General features: G+C 71.3%; 16 protein-coding genes. 9 read left to right on the top strand and 7 right to left on the bottom strand.

Annotation, left to right across the window (positions count from 1 at the left end; genetic code table 11):
- Nucleotides 1–3: 3 nt before the first annotated feature.
- Together ACPPVS_RS01170 and ACPPVS_RS01165 are read right to left on the bottom strand one after the other, a co-directional pair.
- Nucleotides 4–1,338 (bottom strand): ABC transporter substrate-binding protein, encoded by a 1,335-nt coding sequence (locus ACPPVS_RS01170; protein WP_426594095.1) that lies wholly within the window; start codon nucleotides 1,336–1,338, stop codon nucleotides 4–6.
- Between the two features lie 81 nt (nucleotides 1,339–1,419).
- Nucleotides 1,420–2,577 carry an ROK family transcriptional regulator gene (locus tag ACPPVS_RS01165; protein ID WP_426594094.1) on the bottom strand — a complete coding sequence of 386 codons (1,158 nt, stop codon included), beginning with the start codon at nucleotides 2,575–2,577 and terminating at the stop codon, nucleotides 1,420–1,422.
- Nucleotides 2,578–2,787: 210 nt separating this feature from the next.
- On the opposite strand from ACPPVS_RS01165, the gene disA reads away from it, so the two are divergent.
- On the top strand, nucleotides 2,788–3,864 hold the full coding sequence (gene disA, locus ACPPVS_RS01160) for a DNA integrity scanning diadenylate cyclase DisA (protein WP_426594093.1): 1,077 nt from the start codon (nucleotides 2,788–2,790) through the stop codon (nucleotides 3,862–3,864).
- A gap of 17 nt (nucleotides 3,865–3,881) precedes the next feature.
- Here disA and ACPPVS_RS01155 read toward each other — a convergent pair whose 3' ends face one another.
- Both ACPPVS_RS01155 and ACPPVS_RS01150 read right to left on the bottom strand, forming a co-directional pair.
- Complete coding sequence (locus ACPPVS_RS01155; protein WP_426594092.1) at nucleotides 3,882–4,514, bottom strand: hypothetical protein; 633 nt, start codon at nucleotides 4,512–4,514, stop codon at nucleotides 3,882–3,884.
- Between the two features lie 111 nt (nucleotides 4,515–4,625).
- Nucleotides 4,626–5,201, bottom strand: coding sequence for an N-acetyltransferase family protein (locus ACPPVS_RS01150; protein WP_426594091.1), 576 nt, complete (start codon nucleotides 5,199–5,201; stop codon nucleotides 4,626–4,628).
- A 72-nt stretch (nucleotides 5,202–5,273) separates the two neighbouring features.
- Between ACPPVS_RS01150 and ACPPVS_RS01145 the strand changes: the two genes are divergently transcribed.
- A complete protein-coding gene (locus ACPPVS_RS01145; RefSeq protein WP_426594090.1) occupies nucleotides 5,274–6,176 on the top strand; it encodes an A/G-specific adenine glycosylase in 903 nt (300 codons plus the stop codon).
- Nucleotides 6,177–6,195: 19 nt separating this feature from the next.
- Here ACPPVS_RS01145 and ACPPVS_RS01140 read toward each other — a convergent pair whose 3' ends face one another.
- From ACPPVS_RS01140 to ACPPVS_RS01130, 3 genes are all read right to left on the bottom strand, one after another.
- A complete protein-coding gene (locus tag ACPPVS_RS01140) occupies nucleotides 6,196–6,705 on the bottom strand; it encodes an amino-acid N-acetyltransferase (RefSeq protein WP_426594089.1) in 510 nt (169 codons plus the stop codon).
- A 19-nt stretch (nucleotides 6,706–6,724) separates the two neighbouring features.
- The gene (locus ACPPVS_RS01135) at nucleotides 6,725–7,237 is read right to left on the bottom strand and encodes a MarR family winged helix-turn-helix transcriptional regulator (RefSeq protein ID WP_426594088.1); all 513 of its coding nucleotides are present in this window, start codon (nucleotides 7,235–7,237) and stop codon (nucleotides 6,725–6,727) included.
- A gap of 166 nt (nucleotides 7,238–7,403) precedes the next feature.
- Nucleotides 7,404–8,393 (bottom strand): sugar-binding transcriptional regulator, encoded by a 990-nt coding sequence (locus ACPPVS_RS01130; RefSeq protein WP_426594087.1) that lies wholly within the window; start codon nucleotides 8,391–8,393, stop codon nucleotides 7,404–7,406.
- 171 nt (nucleotides 8,394–8,564) lie between these two features.
- On the opposite strand from ACPPVS_RS01130, the gene ACPPVS_RS01125 reads away from it, so the two are divergent.
- The 7 genes from ACPPVS_RS01125 (at nucleotide 8,565) to ACPPVS_RS01095 (ending at nucleotide 16,477) form a co-directional block, all read left to right on the top strand.
- Nucleotides 8,565–10,316 carry an FAD-dependent oxidoreductase gene (locus ACPPVS_RS01125; RefSeq protein WP_426594086.1) on the top strand — a complete coding sequence of 584 codons (1,752 nt, stop codon included), beginning with the start codon at nucleotides 8,565–8,567 and terminating at the stop codon, nucleotides 10,314–10,316.
- Between the two features lie 78 nt (nucleotides 10,317–10,394).
- Complete coding sequence (locus ACPPVS_RS01120) at nucleotides 10,395–11,120, top strand: MIP/aquaporin family protein (protein ID WP_426594085.1); 726 nt, start codon at nucleotides 10,395–10,397, stop codon at nucleotides 11,118–11,120.
- 138 nt (nucleotides 11,121–11,258) lie between these two features.
- Nucleotides 11,259–12,782 carry a glycerol kinase GlpK gene (gene glpK / locus ACPPVS_RS01115; RefSeq protein WP_426594084.1) on the top strand — a complete coding sequence of 508 codons (1,524 nt, stop codon included), beginning with the start codon at nucleotides 11,259–11,261 and terminating at the stop codon, nucleotides 12,780–12,782.
- Nucleotides 12,783–13,034: 252 nt separating this feature from the next.
- A complete protein-coding gene (locus ACPPVS_RS01110; protein ID WP_426594083.1) occupies nucleotides 13,035–13,655 on the top strand; it encodes a TetR/AcrR family transcriptional regulator in 621 nt (206 codons plus the stop codon).
- 90 nt (nucleotides 13,656–13,745) lie between these two features.
- Nucleotides 13,746–14,537 (top strand): exodeoxyribonuclease III, encoded by a 792-nt coding sequence (locus ACPPVS_RS01105; protein ID WP_426594082.1) that lies wholly within the window; start codon nucleotides 13,746–13,748, stop codon nucleotides 14,535–14,537.
- Between the two features lie 66 nt (nucleotides 14,538–14,603).
- Nucleotides 14,604–15,812: a DUF4190 domain-containing protein gene (locus ACPPVS_RS01100; RefSeq protein WP_426594081.1), complete on the top strand. Its 1,209-nt coding sequence runs from the start codon at nucleotides 14,604–14,606 to the stop codon at nucleotides 15,810–15,812.
- Between the two features lie 134 nt (nucleotides 15,813–15,946).
- The gene (locus tag ACPPVS_RS01095; protein WP_426594080.1) at nucleotides 15,947–16,477 is read left to right on the top strand and encodes a DUF4190 domain-containing protein; all 531 of its coding nucleotides are present in this window, start codon (nucleotides 15,947–15,949) and stop codon (nucleotides 16,475–16,477) included.
- Nucleotides 16,478–16,549 lie beyond the last annotated feature (72 nt).

Genomic DNA, 16,549 nt, shown 5'->3' with positions numbered 1-16,549 from the left:
GCGTCAGCCCGCCTGGAGCTTGACGGCGGCGTTGATCTCGTCGTCGACGGTGCTCAGCATCCCTGGCAGGTCCGTGACGTCGCCCTGCTGCCACTTGGCCGTGTGGGTGCCGAAGATCGTCTGGTACTCCGCGCCGATGCCGCTGGGCGGGGTGGTGGACGACTTCGGGTTCTCGAAGATGTCGAGGAACGTCTGGAACTGCGGCGTGACCTCGAGGTCCGGCGACACGATCGCGTCGTGCATCGTCGGCGCGTTCTTCAGGCCGTTGGACAGCTTGACCTGCGCCTCCGTGTTCGTGGTCAGGTACTTGATGAGCGCCCACGCGGCCTCGGGGTTCTTGGCCCCCTTGCCGATGCCGACGATGTTGCCGGTGATGTAGCCGGCGCCGTAGCTGTCCTCGTAGCCCTTCGCCGACGGCATCGGAGCGGTGCCGTAGTTCAGGTTGGGCGTCTGGTCCGCGATGAACGCGGTGCGGTACTCGCCGTCGACGTTCATGGCGACCTTGCCGGTCTGGAAGTCGTTCTCCGCGGAGAACTCCTGCCCCAGCGCGGCCTGGAAGTCGGCCAGCTTCTGGTACCCGCCGAGCTTGGCGATCAGGTCCTTCTGCCACTCGAGGATGGCGTTCCAGCCGGGCGACGACCCGATGGCCGAGGTGCCGTCCTCGTTGAGCCACTGTGCGTCCGCGGCGGGCGCCCAGTGCGCCTCGGCGTTCTCGTAGTAGCCGAGCAGCGGCATGAAGCCGAGCTGCTTGATGGAGCCGTCGTCGTTGAACGTGGTGAGCTTGACGGCCATGTCGGTCAGCTCGTCGAGCGTCTTGGGCGGCTCCGTGTAGCCGGCCGCCGCGAGCAGGTCCTTGTTGTAGTAGAGCCCGTAGACGTCGGCGAGCGCAGGCATGGTGCAGCGCACGCCCTTGTACGACGTGTAGCCGAGCACCGTGTCCGGGATCTGCGTCAGGTCGACCTTGTCGCGGGTGATGAAGCTCGACAGGTCGACGAAGTCGCCCGACGAGCAGAGCGGACCCACCTGGTCGGTGGAGTAGGACAGGCCGACGTCGATGGGCTGACCTGCGGAGATGGCCTGTCGCATCTTCTGGTCGTCCTGGCCGGACTTCACGACGACCTTCACGCCGGGGTTGGCCTTCTCGAAGTCGTCGACGACCGACTGGATGACGCCGGCCTCGCGGTCGGTGAAGAAGTGCCAGAACTCGACGGTCCCGGTCACCTCCGAGGGGGCTGTGGCGGCAGCCGTGGGGCCGCCGCCGGACCCGCCGCTGCAGGCACCGAGGGCGGTGATCGCCACGAGGGCGGGGATGACGAGCCAGGACTTGCGTGTTCTCACCGAAGGCTCCTTGCGCAGGGCGCGACCGACCGCCCCCAGGACCGAGTGCGTCCGGGCGGGTCGTCGTGCGGGTGGTGGGGGCTAGGGAACGAGGTCCAGAAGTCGTGTGCGCAGGTCCGCGCCGACGACGGATCGAGCACCGCGCAGCACCGGGTGATCAGCCACGGAGCTCACGGAGATGTGCGGGGACCACCGGGTGGTCCTGCGGATGTGCCCTCGCACGAGATCGACGAGGGTCTGACCACCGGCGACGCCGGTCGGTCCGCCGAGCACGACCACGGGTGGGTCGAGCACGGCGAGCACGGGGATGACACCGACGGCCACGCGGGCGGCCAGCTCGGCCAGGACGGCATGCCGCTGCGGGTGCGTCGCGAGCTCGGCGAGCATGGCGTCGAGGGTGCGGCCGCGGACGTCGTGCGCCCGCGCCAGCTTGCCCATCGCGATGCCACCGATGAGGTCCTGCAGGTCCTTGACGCCCGCCTGGGGCACGGGCAGATAGCCGATCTCGCCGGCGCCGCCCGCCGCACCGCGGTGCAGGGTCCCGCCCAGGTCGACCGCCAGGCCCAGGCCGTCGCCGATCCAGAGCAGGGCGAAGCCGTCGACGTCGTGCCCCGCCCCCTCGACGCGCTCCGCTACGGCGGCGAGGTTCACGTCGTTGTCGATACGGACGCTGATCCCGAGGCCGCCCTCGAGCTGCGCCCGCACGGACTTGCGCGGCCAGCCGGGCATGAGGCCGACGAACGCGAGGTCGTCGGTGCGCGGGTCGACCGCGCCCTGGACGCCGACGGCCGCCGCCACCACCGTGTCGGGGGTGGTGCCCGCCGCCTCGCAGGCGGCCTGGATCGCGGTGGTGATGTCCCCGACGGCGGACCGCTCGGACGCGGTGCGCGACAGCTGGACCTCCGCGACGGGGTGCTCGCCGCCGGTCGCGTCGACGAGCGTCGACAGGACGCGGAACGGTCGCACGTCGACCGCGACGGCGTGTGCGCGGTTGCTGCGCACGCCGTAGGTCACGGCGCTCGGACCGCGGACGGCGGCCACCGAGCCGACGACGTCGATCAGGTCCAGCTGTTCGAGACGGGCCACCACCTGGGACGCGGTCGGCTTCGACAGGCCGGTGAGCTCGCCGATCTGCGCGCGGGTGAGGGGGCCGTGCTCGAGCAGCAGGGCGAGCGCGGCCCGGTCGTTCATGGCGCGCAGCAGCCCGGGAGTTCCCGGCTGGCTGGGCGTGCCGCTCATGCGCTGCGCTCCGATCGTCGTTGACCGCTGGATGGTGCCCTCGCAGGGCACCCTCTCAGGCGCGATCAAACTAACAGGTAAGTTTCCTAATAGACAACAGTCTTCGGACGTCGGATGCGTCTCGGTCGGGTAACGGCCCTGTTACTTCTTCGTCCGTCCGCCAGGTGTTTTGACGGTCCGCGGATCATCCGCCGTCGTTACGATGCACCCGTGCCCCACTCGCACGTTCCCGACGACCTGCTCAGGTCCACGCTCGCCGCCGTCGCGCCCGGCGGTGAGCTTCGCGACGGCCTGGAGCGGATCCTGCGCGGGCGCACGGGTGCGCTGATCGTGCTCGGGTTCGACTCGACCGTCGAGAGCATCTGCTCGGGCGGGTTCGTCCTGGACGTCGAGTTCTCCGCCACCCGCCTGCGCGAGCTGGCCAAGATGGACGGCGCCGTCGTGGTGGACGCGAACATCACCCGGATCGTGCGCGCGGCCGTCCAGCTGCTGCCCGACGTGACCATCGAGACCTCCGAGTCGGGCACCCGGCACCGGACCGCGGAACGCGTCGCCAAGCAGACCGGCCTGCCGGTCATCTCCGTCTCGGCCTCCATGCGGATCATCGCGCTGTACGTCGACGGCTTCCGGCACGTGATCGAGGACTCGACCACCATCTTGTCCCGCGCCAACCAGGCGCTCGCCACGCTCGAGCGCTACAAGTCGCGTCTCGACGAGGTCAGCGGCACCCTGTCCGCCCTCGAGATCGAGGACCTGGTGACGGTCCGCGACGTGTCCGCCGTCGTCCAGCGCCTCGAGATGGTCCGGCGCATCTCCGAGGAGATCGAGGGCTACGTCGTCGAGCTGGGCACCGACGGACGCCTGCTCACCCTGCAGCTGGACGAGCTCGTCGGCGGCATCAGCTCCGACCGCGCCCTGGTGATCCGCGACTACGTGGACACGATGCGGCGCGACGTCGACTCGGTCCTCGACGAGCTCTCCGACCTCGACTCGACCGAGCTGATCGACATCGGCCGGATCGCCACGGTCCTCGGTTTCCCGGGCGGCGGCGGCGACCTCGACGCGGCGGCCGGCCCGCGCGGCTACCGCCTGCTGTCCAAGGTGCCGCGTCTGCCGGGCGCCATCGTCGACCGGCTGGTCGCCCACTTCGGCGGGCTCCAGAAGCTCCTGGCCGCCGGCATCGACGACCTCATGGCCGTCGAGGGCGTCGGCGAGCAGCGTGCCCGCGCCGTCCGCGAGGGCCTCTCCCGCCTGGCGGAGTCGAGCATCCTCGAACGCTACGTCTGACCCTGCCGAGCGACAGGTCAGCTCAGGCCGAACACCGCCGGGGCCGCCGCGACACCCGCGAGCGTGAACTGGGCGGAGTAGGTCCCGGCCCCGGGCGTCGGCAGGCCCGGCGGGCAGCCGGGTGCGGACCGCACCCGGTTCCAGGCGAGCTGGGTGGCGTCGGAACCGGCCGCGGGCAGCAGCAGGTCGCGACTCTCCGTACCGGCCACGATGCAGTCGCGGTTGTCCCAGACGCGGTCAGCACCCGACGTGATGAGGATCTCGCGGCTGGCCTCACCGGCGTCGACCAGGCACGGCACGGCGCCGGTGTTGGTGATCGTGATGTCGAACGTGGGGTTCGCGCCGGCGCCGAACGACGCGGCGGTGGCCGTCATGGCCAGCGCGAGCGTCGCCGCATCGCAGTCGGGGACGCCACCGGCCTCCTTCGACGGAGTCGGCGACGGGGTCGTCGCTGCGGCGGGCGCAGCCGCCGGCGTGGTGACCGGGGCCGTGCTCGTCGTCGACTGCGCCGGCGGCGTCGAACCGTCCCCGCGTCCGCCGATCCACACGATCACCAGGACGACGACCAGCAGCGGGATCCCCAGCACGACCAGCCGGCGGACCCAGTAGACCCGAGCCGGCAGCCGCGGCGCCGGAGTCTCCGCACCCATCGACCCACCTGCCTTCCGCTGCTCGTCGCCACCCCATCTGGCCCGAGGTGGCGCGACCACGGTAGAGGCAGGCTCGTGCGACGACGTGTCCGACGCACCGGGAGCCGCGGATCAGAGCGTGACCCGCACCACCGCCCAACCGGCCCTCGGCCGCGCGACGACCGTGAATCCCGCCGCGAGGAACGTCGACAGCCGTCCGCGGTAGGTGCCCGAGCCCGCGCGTGGCCGCTCCGCGGCGTCGACCGGGTAGCCCTCGACGGTGTGCGCGCCGCTCGCGCGGGCATGGTCGACGGCCGCGTCGAGCAGCACTGCGGACACCCCGTGCCGGCGGTACCGCGTCCGCACGACGAAGCAGGTCACCGACCAGATCCCCGCGTCGTCGAGGTCGGCCCTGGTGTCGACCGTCGACATCGAGGTGCTCGACCCGATCCGCGGGAACGTCGCCCGCGGGGCCACGGACGCCCAGCCGACCGGCTCGTCGCCGAGCATCGCGATCACGCCCGGGCTCGCACCGCCCGAGGCGACCTGCGCGAAGAGGTGCCCGCGCTTCTCGTCGTCGGACATCCCGCGGTACGCCGGCATGCTCCACCGGTCGAACTGGCACCAGCAGTGCCGCTGGTCACCGGGCGTGCCCAGAACGGCCTCGGCCTCCCCCGCGCCCCCGCACGGCGCCGCGATCAGCTCCATCCGGCCACGGTAGCCACGTACACCGACATCCGACCGAGCCGGCGGCGCCGGAAGGTGAGGCAGGATGCTGCGGTGCCGACCTCCCCCGCCGACCTGCGCGCGCCGGTGCTCGCGTGGTTCGACGTGCACGCGCGCGACCTGCCGTGGCGCGCGGCGGACCGCACGCCGTGGGGCGTCCTGGTCAGCGAGGTCATGCTCCAGCAGACGCCGGTCGCGCGGGTCGAGCCCGCCTGGCGCGCGTGGATGGCCCGCTGGCCGACGCCCGTCGACCTCGCCGACGCCTCGACCGCCGACGTGCTGCGTGCGTGGGACCGGCTGGGCTACCCGCGCCGCGCGCTGCGGCTCCAGGAGTGCGCCCGGGCGGTCGTCGAGCGGCACGGCGGGGTCGTGCCCGCCTCGGAGCTCGAGCTCGTGGCGCTGCCCGGCGTCGGTTCCTACACGGCCGCCGCGGTGCGCGCGTTCGCGTTCGGGCGGCGCTCGGTGGTGCTCGACACGAACGTCCGACGCGTCCTGGCCCGGACGGTCGCCGGCGAGGCGCTCCCCGCGCCCACCCGGACAGCCGCCGAGGTGCGGCTGGCCGACTCGTACGCGCCCGCCGACGACGCGACCTCCGCGCGGTGGGCCGCTGCTTCCATGGAGCTGGGCGCGCTCGTCTGCACCGCCCGGAACCCGCGGTGCGACGCGTGCCCGGTGGTCGACCTGTGCGCCTGGTACGCCGCCGGCCGGCCCGCCGACGTGCACGCCGCCCGCCGCCGGACCCAGGGTTTCGTCGGCACCGACCGCCAGGTCCGCGGCCGTGTGATGGCGCTCCTGCGCGAGGCGATCGCACCCGTCCCGCAGACGGCGCTCGAGGCGGTCTGGCCGGAAGGCGGTCAGCTGGCCCGCTGCATCGAGTCCCTCGTGGCCGACGGCCTGGTCACGCGCGAGCCCCCGACCAACGACGACGCCGACCCCACCTACCGCCTCCCCCACTGAGGAGGACGTCGAGGACGCGTCAGGCGAGCTCGACGAGCATGCGGGTGTTGCCCAGGGTGTTCGGCTTCACCCGGGCAAGATCCAGGAACTCCGCGACGCCGTCGTCGTGCGAGCGCAGCAGCTCCAGGTAGACGTCGGGCGTGACGGGCGTGCCCTCGATGACGTGGAATCCGTGCGCCTCGAAGAACGCGACCTCGAAGGTCAGGCAGAACACCCGGCGCAGGCCCAGGTCGCGGGCGCGCTGCAGGAGACCGTCGAGCAGGGCGTGCCCGACGCCGGCGCCGCGCCAGTCGGCGGAGGCGGCCAGGGTGCGGATCTCGGCCAGGTCCTGCCACATGACGTGCAGCGCCCCGCAGCCGACGACGGTCCCGTCCGGAGCCTCGGCGACGAGGAACTCCTGCACACCCTCGTAGTAGCCCACCCACTCCTTGGCCAGCAGGATCCGCTGCTGCGCGTAGGGCTCGACGAGTGCGCGGATGGCTCGCACGTCCGCGGGGAGCGCCGGACGGACGCGGATGTCGGAAGGCACGAGGGAGAGGGTAGACGCCTCAGGACACGGTCGACGGCTGCCCGGACCGCCACGCGGCGAACCGGCGATCGAGCGCGAGCCCGCCGCGCGAACCCTGCAGGAGGTTGCGCAGGACCACGGCGAGCAGCTGCTGGTGCTCGGGCTCGAGCAGGTCGGAGGTCCGCGCGTCCATCTCGGTCTCGATCTGGCGCAGCGTCGGCACCAGCGCGTGGGCCGCGGGCGTCAGCTCGAGCAGGACCGCGCGCCTGTCGCGCGGGTCCGGGTTCCGTGCGACCAGGCCGCGCTGCACCAGCGCGTTCACCACGCGGCTGGGGCTGCCCGCCTCGCACACGATCATGCCGCCGAGGTCACGCAGGCTCAGGGGCCCGAAGTCCTCCAGGACCACCAGGATCTCGGCCTGCGGCGGCGTCAGCCCCAGGTCCTCGAGCAACCGGGAGAACATGCGGAAACCCTCCCGCTGCGCCGCGAGGATCATGTAGCGCAGCTGGGTGGGCGCGGGCCCCTGGATGCTGATCGAAAGGTCCTCTGCCACGCGTCCCCATCAGTCGTCGGGGTCCGCTCCACGGGTGGGGGACCCTCATGCACCTTCGAGGACCGGCGATGCCCGTCGGTCCCACGCCCCCTGCGTAGGCACTGATACTCCCTGATGTCAGGCTGACCAGGTAGTGCAAAGCACGACTATTTTTCTCGCCCAGGGGCTACGACCTGGGGCGGGCGCGACGGCGGTGCGGGGGTTCGGCCACCTCCAGCAAACCGGTGGCGGTGATCTCGTCGACGACGAGGTCCGTGACCACCCCCGCACGCAGGGCGGCCAGCAGCGGTGCGACCTTGTTGTCCCCGGCGACGATGCACACCCGCCGCGGGATCCGTTGGAGCTCGACGGGCGTCGGGCCGGTGGCCCGCTCGTTCAGGTGGACGTCCTGCCACGACCCGTCGGCGCGCAGGAAGACGGTGCAGACGTCCCCGACGACACCCTCGTCGTGCAGGTTCTTCACGTCGGAGTCGTCCAGGTAGCCCGCGGAGTAGACGTGCGACGGCACCGCTCCGGCGACCGCACCCACCGAGAACACCGCGATGTCCGCCCTCCGCTGCATGTCGAGCACCCGGCGCACGGACCGCTCGCGCCACATGGCGGCCTTGGTGTCGGGGTAGTCGAAGAAGGCGGGGACCGAGAAGTGATGGACGGCGGCCGCGAACGCGGTCCCGAACGTCGAGATCAGGTCGCTCGCGTACTCGATGCCGCTGGTGCGCATGTTGGCCGCGCCGTTGAGCTGGACCACCGCCGAGCCACGGGTCGGCTTGGGCGCCAGGTACCGGGACACCGACGCCAGCGTGGTACCCCATGCGACGCCGAGCACCATGTCCGAGTCGAACCAGGACGACAGCAGGCGCGCCGCCGTGATCGAGACCTGGTCGAGGCGTTCGATGTGGCTGGCGGAGTCGGGCACGGGGACCACGTACGTCTCGATGCCGAAGGCCGCGGCGATCGTCCGGCCCAGCCCCGGTGCACGGGTGCTCGCCGGCCGCAGCGTGATCTCCACCAGGCCCGACTCGCGGGCACGCTTGATCAGGCGCGACACGGTCGAGCGTGACGTGCCGAGGTGCCGGGCGATGACCTCCATCTTGATGTCCTGCAGGTAGTACATGGACGCGGCCCGGAGCACGTCCTGCTCCCGTTCGACGTACATCTGACGCCCCTCCGTCACGTCACGCGTCGCTGCACATATGTGCAGCCAGGTTGCGCGTTCGTTCGCCCCGTGACGACGATAGCCAAGGGCCCGGGAACGGGCGAACGGGACGAAGCGGTCCCGTCGGCAGAACCGCAGGCGAAAAGCAGGACAGACCAAGGGGCACGAGATATGCGAACGGCGCCGTTGACGGCTCAGGCACGACAGGATGCACTCGATGCGCTGCGAGCGAGTGCGGAGCGCGGGAACGAGCTCGACGTCCTCGTGATCGGCGGCGGCGTCACCGGCGCAGGGATCGCCCTGGATGCAGTGAGCAGAGGTCTGTCCACCGCGATCGTCGAGGCACAGGACTGGGCGAGCGGAACGTCGAGCCGCTCCAGCAAGCTCGTGCACGGCGGCCTGCGCTATCTCCAGATGCTCGACTTCCACCTGGTGCGCGAGGCGCTCACCGAGCGCGACCTGCTGATCAACCGGCTCGCCCCGCACCTGGTCAAGCCCGTCAGCTTCCTGTACCCGCTGGAGAACCGGGTGTGGGAGCGGGCCTATGTGGGCGCGGGCGTGGCGCTGTACGACACGCTGGCCTCGGTCAACGGCGCCAAGCGCGCGCTGCCCATCCACCGGCACCTGACCCGCAAGGGCATGGAGCGGCTGTTCCCCGACCTGCGGCACGACGCCGCGATCGGCGCGGTCCGGTACTGGGACGCTGCCGTCGACGACGCCCGGCTCGTCGAGACCCTGATCCGCACGGCGGTCTCCTACGGTGCGCGCGCCGCGAGCCGCACCCAGGTGCAGGCGCTGCAGACGACCACGGGCGGTGCCGTCACCGGCGCCGAGCTGGTGGACCTGGAGACCGGCGAGCACATCGACGTCCGCGCCCGGCACATCATCAACGCCACCGGCGTCTGGACCGAGCAGACCGAGTCGCTGGCCGGCTCCGAGGGCGGTCTGCGGGTGCTGGCGAGCAAGGGCGTCCACATCGTGGTGCCGCGCAGCCGCATCGCCGGCGAGGTCGGGCTGATCCTGCAGACCGAGAAGTCGGTGCTGTTCATCATCCCGTGGTCGCGGTACTGGGTCATCGGCACCACGGACACGCCGTGGGTGCAGGAGCTGACGCACCCCGTCGCGACGAGCGCCGACATCGACTACGTGATCGAGCACGCCAACGCCGTCCTGTCCCGCCCGATCACGCGCGAGGACATCATCGGCACGTGGGCGGGCCTGCGGCCGCTCCTGCAGCCGCAGGTCAAGGCGGGCACGACCTCGGCCAAGGTCTCCCGTGAGCACACCGTCGCCAGCCCCGCACCCGGGTTCACCGTCATCGCCGGCGGGAAGCTCACCACCTACCGCGTGATGGCCAAGGACGCCGTCGACTTCGCGATCGGGTCGCGCGCCACCACGCTGCCGTCGATCACGGCCGACCTGCCGCTCGTCGGCGCCGAGGGCCTGCAGGTGTTCCAACGCCAGTCGCGGGCGATCGCGCAGAAGTACGGCTGGACCCGGCCGCGGATGGACCACCTGCTGCACCGGTACGGGTCGCTGCTGGGCGAGCTGATCGACCTGGTCGACGCCGATCCCAAGCTGGCCGAGCCGCTGCAGAACGCGGACGCGTACATCGGCGCCGAGATCGTCTACGCCGCCAGCCATGAGGGCGCACTGCACCTCGACGACGTCCTCATGCACCGCACCCGGCTCAACTACGAGCAGGCCGACAAGGGTGTCGGGGCGCTGGAGGAGATCGCGGACCTCGTCGCACCCGTCCTGGGCTGGGACGAGGCCACCCGCAACCGGGAGATCGCTGCGTACGTGGCTCGCGCGGAGGCCGAGGACGCCGCCGCTCGCGAGCCCGACGACGCATCGGCGGAGAAGGTCCGGCTGCGTGCCGTCGACCTCGCGCCGATGCTCGGGGAGCCCGCCAACACGTAGGGGGAAAGCAGGACTCCGCACGGTCATCCGTGCGGAGAACGTGACAACGACGTCCGTCAGAAAGGGTCGACTGTGACAATGACAGATGCCTTCTGGTCCGAGGTAATAGGGACCGGGCTACTCGTGCTGCTGGGTACCGGTGTCGTCGCGAACGTCATCCTCCCGAAGAACAAGGGGTTCGACGGCGGCTGGCTCCTCATCAACGTGGGATGGGGCTTCGCCGTCATGGCGGGCGTGTACGCGTCCTACAAGTCGGGCGCATACCTGAACCCTGCGGTGGTGATCGGTCAATGGGCGAGCGGCGCGGACGAGTTCACGAAGGGCGTCCCCATCACGGCGGCCAACGGGTTCTACTACGTGGTCGCAGAGATGCTCGGGGCCGCGATAGGCGCAGGGCTCTGTTACCTCGCCTACAAGAGGCACTTCGACGAGGAAGCCCCCGGCGCCACGAAGCTCGCGGTCTTCTCGACCGGCCCGGCGATCAGGTCCTACGGCTGGAACTTCATCACCGAGGTCATCGGCACGTTCGTGCTGGTGTTCGTCATCCAGTGCTTCGGCAAGAACCCGGCCAGCCTCGGGCCGATCCCCGTCGCCTTCCTCGTGATCGGCATCGGCGCCAGCCTCGGTGGCCCGACGGGCTACGCCATCAACCCGGCTCGTGACCTCGGTCCGCGCATCGCGCACGCCCTGCTGCCCATCAGGGGCAAGGGCTCCAGCGACTGGTCCTACTCGTGGGTCCCGGTCTTCGGTCCGCTGGTCGGCGGCGTTCTCGCCGGTCTGCTCGCCAGCGCCTACGTCGTCTGACGATCACCGACCGACCGATCTGGTCACCCCAAGCGTCCGGACGGCGCCACTGGCCCCCTGGTCGGCGTCGTCCGGACCTCATTTCGCACACCTCGCACCCGCACGAACTTGCGCACGACCTTCGGAGGAATTCCCACCATGCCGGACACCAAGTACGTCCTCGCCATCGACCAGGGCACCACGAGCTCCCGCGCCATCGTCTTCAACCACTCGGGCCAGATCGTCGAGAGCGGCCAGCTCGAGCACGAGCAGATCTTCCCGCGGGCGGGTTGGGTCGAGCACAACGCCGCGGAGATCTGGAAGAACATCCGCGAGGTGGTCGGCATGGCGCTGACCCGCGCGAACCTCACCTACAAGGACATCGCCGCCGTCGGCATCACCAACCAGCGTGAGACGGCCGTGGTCTGGGACCGGACCACGGGCGAGCCGGTCTACAACGCGATCGTCTGGCAGGACACCCGTACGGCGAAGATCGCCGACGAGCTGGGCGCGCTCGGTGGGGGCGCCGAGCGCTACAAGGCCAAGGTCGGTCTGCCGCTCGCCACGTACTTCTCAGGACCGAAGGTCAAGTGGATCCTCGACAACGTCGAGGGCGCGCGGGCCAAGGCCGAGGCGGGCCAGCTCGCGTTCGGCAACACCGACTCGTGGGTGCTGTGGAACATGACCGGCGGGGTCGACGGCGGAGTGCACGTCACGGACCCCACCAATGCGTCGCGCACCATGCTCATGGACCTGGAGACCTTGTCGTGGGACGCGGACATCGCGAACGACATGGGTATCCCGCTGTCGATGCTCCCGGAGATCCGGTCCTCGTCCGAGGTCTACGGCACCGGGCGCGAGGGCGGCCTGGTCCCCGGAGTGCCGATCGCCGGCATCCTCGGCGACCAGCAGGCCGCGACGTTCGGTCAGGCGTGCTTCGAGAAGGGCATGGCCAAGAACACCTACGGCACCGGCAACTTCATGCTCATCAACACCGGCACCGAGGTGGTCCCGTCCAAGAACGGCCTGCTCACCACGGTCTGCTACAAGATCGGCGACCAGCCCACGGTCTACGCGCTCGAGGGCTCGATCGCGGTCTCCGGCTCGCTGGTGCAGTGGCTGCGCGACAACCTGGGGATCATCTCGTCGGCACCCGAGATCGAGCAGCTCGCCGCGACTGTCGAGGACAACGGCGGCGCGTACTTCGTCCCGGCGTTCTCCGGCCTGTTCGCGCCGTACTGGCGCTCCGACGCACGCGGTGCCCTGGTCGGGCTGACCCGGTACGTCAACAAGGGCCACATCGCCCGCGCAGCCCTGGAGGCGACCGCCTTCCAGACGCGTGAGGTGCTGGACGCCATGAACGCGGACTCGGGCGTGAACCTGACCGAGCTCAAGGTCGACGGCGGCATGGTCCAGGACGAGCTGCTGATGCAGTTCCAGGCGGACATCCTCGGCGTGCCCGTGGTGCGTCCGAAGGTGGCCGAGACCACCGCGCTCGGTGCGGCCTACGCGGCCGGCATCGCGGTCGGATTCTGGAACGGCGAGCAGGACGTCATCGACAACTGGGCCGAGGACAAGCGCTGGGAGCCGACCATGGCCGACGACGAGCGCGACCGCCAGTACCGCCTCTGGAAGAAGGCCGTCACCAAGACCTTCGACTGGGTGGACGACGACGTCGTCTGAGCACGTCATGAGCTCGGCTGCAGGAGGCTGAGCTGCGGCCGTGCGCGGGAGCACGGCTACAGCAGGGGGGCGGAGCGGAGCGCGCTGGTGGGAGCCGGCGGCGCCCGCCCGTCACGACGAGACCCGGCACTCGGAGGGGAGCGCCGGGTCTCGCCATGTCCGTGGGATCCGTGTCGAAGACGCGTTCACACCTTCGTGCCGTGTCAGCACGTGGACCAAGCCGACAGGCGTTGCGTAGCTACAGTGGAGTACATGACGGGCGACGACGACCGTACGCGGGTGGATCCGCGCGTGCTGCGCACGCGCAGGCTCCTGCAGGATGCGCTCCTCGGACTCGCTCGCGAGAAGGCGCTCACCGAGATCACCGTCGCCGACGTGACGGACCGCGCGACCGTCAACCGCAGCACCTTCTACCAGCACTACCCGGACACCGACACGCTGCTGGCCGACGCCCTCGACATGCAGGCGTCGCAGTTCGGCGTGGACCTGGCGACGATCGTCCCGGACGCACCCGCCGACCAGCCGCCCGCGGTGATGGTGCGCTACGCGCAGCTCATCGCAGAGAACATCGACCTCTACCGGGACGCGCTCGGGCCGCACGGCTCGGCTGTCGCCGTCGCCCGGCTGCACTCCAGGTTCCGCGAGCTGATCCTCGAGGCGATGGCGACGATCGGCGGGACGCCGACGGTCAGCGACATCCCGCCGCAGATCATCGCCGCAGCCCTCGCCGGGTCGGTCATCGGCGTGTTCAGCGCCTGGATCCAGCTCGACCCGCTGCCGCCGGCGCAGGACGCCGCACGCTGGGCCTGGTCCACGGTCACGGGGCGGACGACCCGGGACCCGGTCGACCACCGGCACGACGCGTACGGCTGACAGGTCTCGCCGACCTCGCCGGCCTGGCGACGCCGCCGACGTGCGGGCGACGCCGTGGAGTGTCGGTGCCGCCGGGTAACGTCCTGCCCCATGCGCCTGGCCACCTGGAACATCAACTCGATCCGCGCCAGGACGGATCGCGCGCTCGCCTTCCTGGAACGCACGGGCGTGGAGGTCCTGGCGCTCCAGGAGACCAAGTGCAAGGACGACCAGTTCCCCCGCGAGGCGTTCGAGGCCCTCGGGTACCAGGTGGCGACCAGCGGCTTCAGCCAGTGGAACGGCGTGGCGATCGTGTCCAAGGTCGGGATCGAGGACATCGAGGTGGGCTTTCCCGGCATGCCGACGTGGGGAGTGCCGGCGGCTGCCGAGGCGCGCGCGCTCGGGGCGACCTGCGGGGGCGTGCGTCTGTGGAGCCTCTACGTGCCCAACGGGCGCGAGATCGACGACCCGCACTTCGCCTACAAGCTCGACTGGCTCGGCCGGCTGAAGGACGCGGCGCGCGGCTGGCTCGAGGCCGACCCGCAGGCGCAGGTCGCTCTCGTGGGCGACTGGAACATCGCGCCCCTGGACACCGACGTCTGGGACATGGCCTGGTTCGCGGGTCGCACCCACGTCACCCCGGCGGAGCGCGACGCCTTCGCCGCGATCGGCGCGGCCGGGTACACGGAGGTGTCGCGCGTCCACGTCCCCGCCGAGCACACGTACACGTACTGGGACTACCAGCAGCTCCGATTCCCCCGGAACGAGGGGATGCGGATCGACCTGACCTACGCCACGCCCGCGTTGGCGGCGCGCGTGACCGGTGCGCACATCGAGCGCAACGAGCGCAAGGGCAAGGCGCCGTCCGACCACGTGCCCGTGGTGCTCGAGATCGCGGACTGACGGCGCCGGCGGGTGATCTGTGCGCGGATCGATGACGACCGGCCCGGTCTGGACTAGGTTGCGCGCATGAGCAACGAGCCTGGGGGGCCGGCTCCGCTGCCCGAGCCGTACGTCACGCCCGTCGGGCGCGAGCCCGATCGCCGACCGACGCCGCCGACGCCCAGCGGCTACGAGGCCACCCTGCCCCCTCCCGCGCCCTACGTGGCAGCGGTCCCTGCGCACCCGGATCCAGCGGGGCCCGGCGGTCAGCCCGCGACAGTCACCAACCCGTTCCTGCCGCCGACCGCGGGCGGTCAGGCGACCTACGGGACGCCGCCCGCGGCGCAGCCGGCCTACGGTCCTCCCCCGACGGGCTCGCCCTACGGGCAGGTTCCGGGGTACGGGCAGGCTTCGCCCTACGGGCAGGCGCCCGCCGGCGGGTCGTTCCCGGCGTACGGGCAGGCCCCCACCTACGGGCAGGCGCCCGCCTACGGGCAGGCCCCGCCCTACGGCGCTCCTTACGGCTCGCCCTACGGCGGGACGCCCTACGGTCCCGGGCCCGGCTATCCGTACGCGGCGCCTCGGACCGAGCCCCTCGCCATCGGCGCGATGGTCACGAGCATCGTCGGCCTCGTGGTCCTGGGCGGCCTCGCCTGCCCCGTCGGGCTCGGGCTCGGCATCGCGGCCCTGCGGCGGGTCCGACGCAACGGCACGCAGGGCCGCGGCTTGGCGATCGCGGGGATCGCAGTCGGCGGAGTCGGCACCCTGTACCTGATCGGCGTCATTGCGATCGTCGTCGCCGTCATCACCGGTTCGCTGACCACCTACGACGACAGCACCTTCGACACCGGCACCAACCAGGGCAACGAGCAGCAGACCAACGACACGGTCCCCGACTACACGCTGCGCTCCGACCTGCTGGTGGGCGACTGCCTGGACGTCTACCCGTTCGAGTGGGACATGAGCGACGCATCCGTCGTCAGCTGCGCGGTCCCGCACGAGGGCGAGGTCGTCGCCATGGTCACGATGACCGGACCGAGCAGCACGAGCACATCGGGCGACGACCCGGTCTGGGACCTCGCCTCCCAGGAGTGCGACCAGCGAGCGACCGAGCTGCTGGGCGACGACGTCGACCTCGGCGAGATCGACCTGTACGCACCGCACCCCAACGACTTCGCGAGCGGCGGGACCACGGCGTACTGCACGTTCTTCAGCACCGCCGACGGCGGCCTGTTCACGGGCTCGGCCGTGGAGCACACGCTGACCGCAGCCCCGCCCACAGGGAGCGAGACCTGAGCGCTCCGGGCGGGCAGTACAGCTACCCGGACCCTCACTACGCGCCGGGCTGGCCCCAGCCGCGCACCCGGGTCGAGCCGCTGGCGATCTGGTCGCTGGTCGCCGGGATCCTGCTGATCGGTCCGGTCGCCCTCGTGCTGGCGGTCCTGGCCCTGCGGCGGATCGGGCGACGGGCCACGCGCGGTCGGGCCCTGGCGATCGGGGGTGCGGTCCTGGGCGCGATCGGGACCGTGGCACTGATCGCCGCGCTCGTCGTCGGGGTGCTCACCTGGTCGGGGACACGGCCGCTCCCGGCGGACGTTCGCTCGGCCAAGGACGCGCACGCCCAACAGCTCGTCACGGGCAACTGCCTGGCGGCGCTGCCCTCGGACGGCCACGTCTCGACGGTCCACGTGGTGCCGTGCGCGGACCGTCACGTGGCCCAGGTGGTCACCGTCTATGAGTTCTCGGGCGACTCCGTCTGGCCGGGACAGCGGGCCGCCGACGCCCGTGTCGCACGCTCCTGCGTCATCGACCAGGTAGAGCTGGACCAGGGCGTCACCGCGGCGGCGTGGGCGCCGACCGAGCAGTCGTGGGGACGCGGTGACCGGGCGGGGCTGTGCCTGGCAGTCGTCGAGGGCGGCACCACCGGCTCGTTCCTGGATCACACCTCCACCACCGGCTGAACCGACACTTACCGCCCGGTAGGGAATGGGCTACTGTCATCGGGTAGCGCTTCTGTACCGATACACCCCCGC

This window comes from Cellulomonas sp. McL0617 (assembly GCF_049994875.1).
Taxonomy (GTDB): Bacteria; Actinomycetota; Actinomycetes; order Actinomycetales; family Cellulomonadaceae; genus Cellulomonas.
Note: the sequence above shows the minus strand (reverse complement) of the source record. Positions and strands in the feature narration are given on the sequence as shown.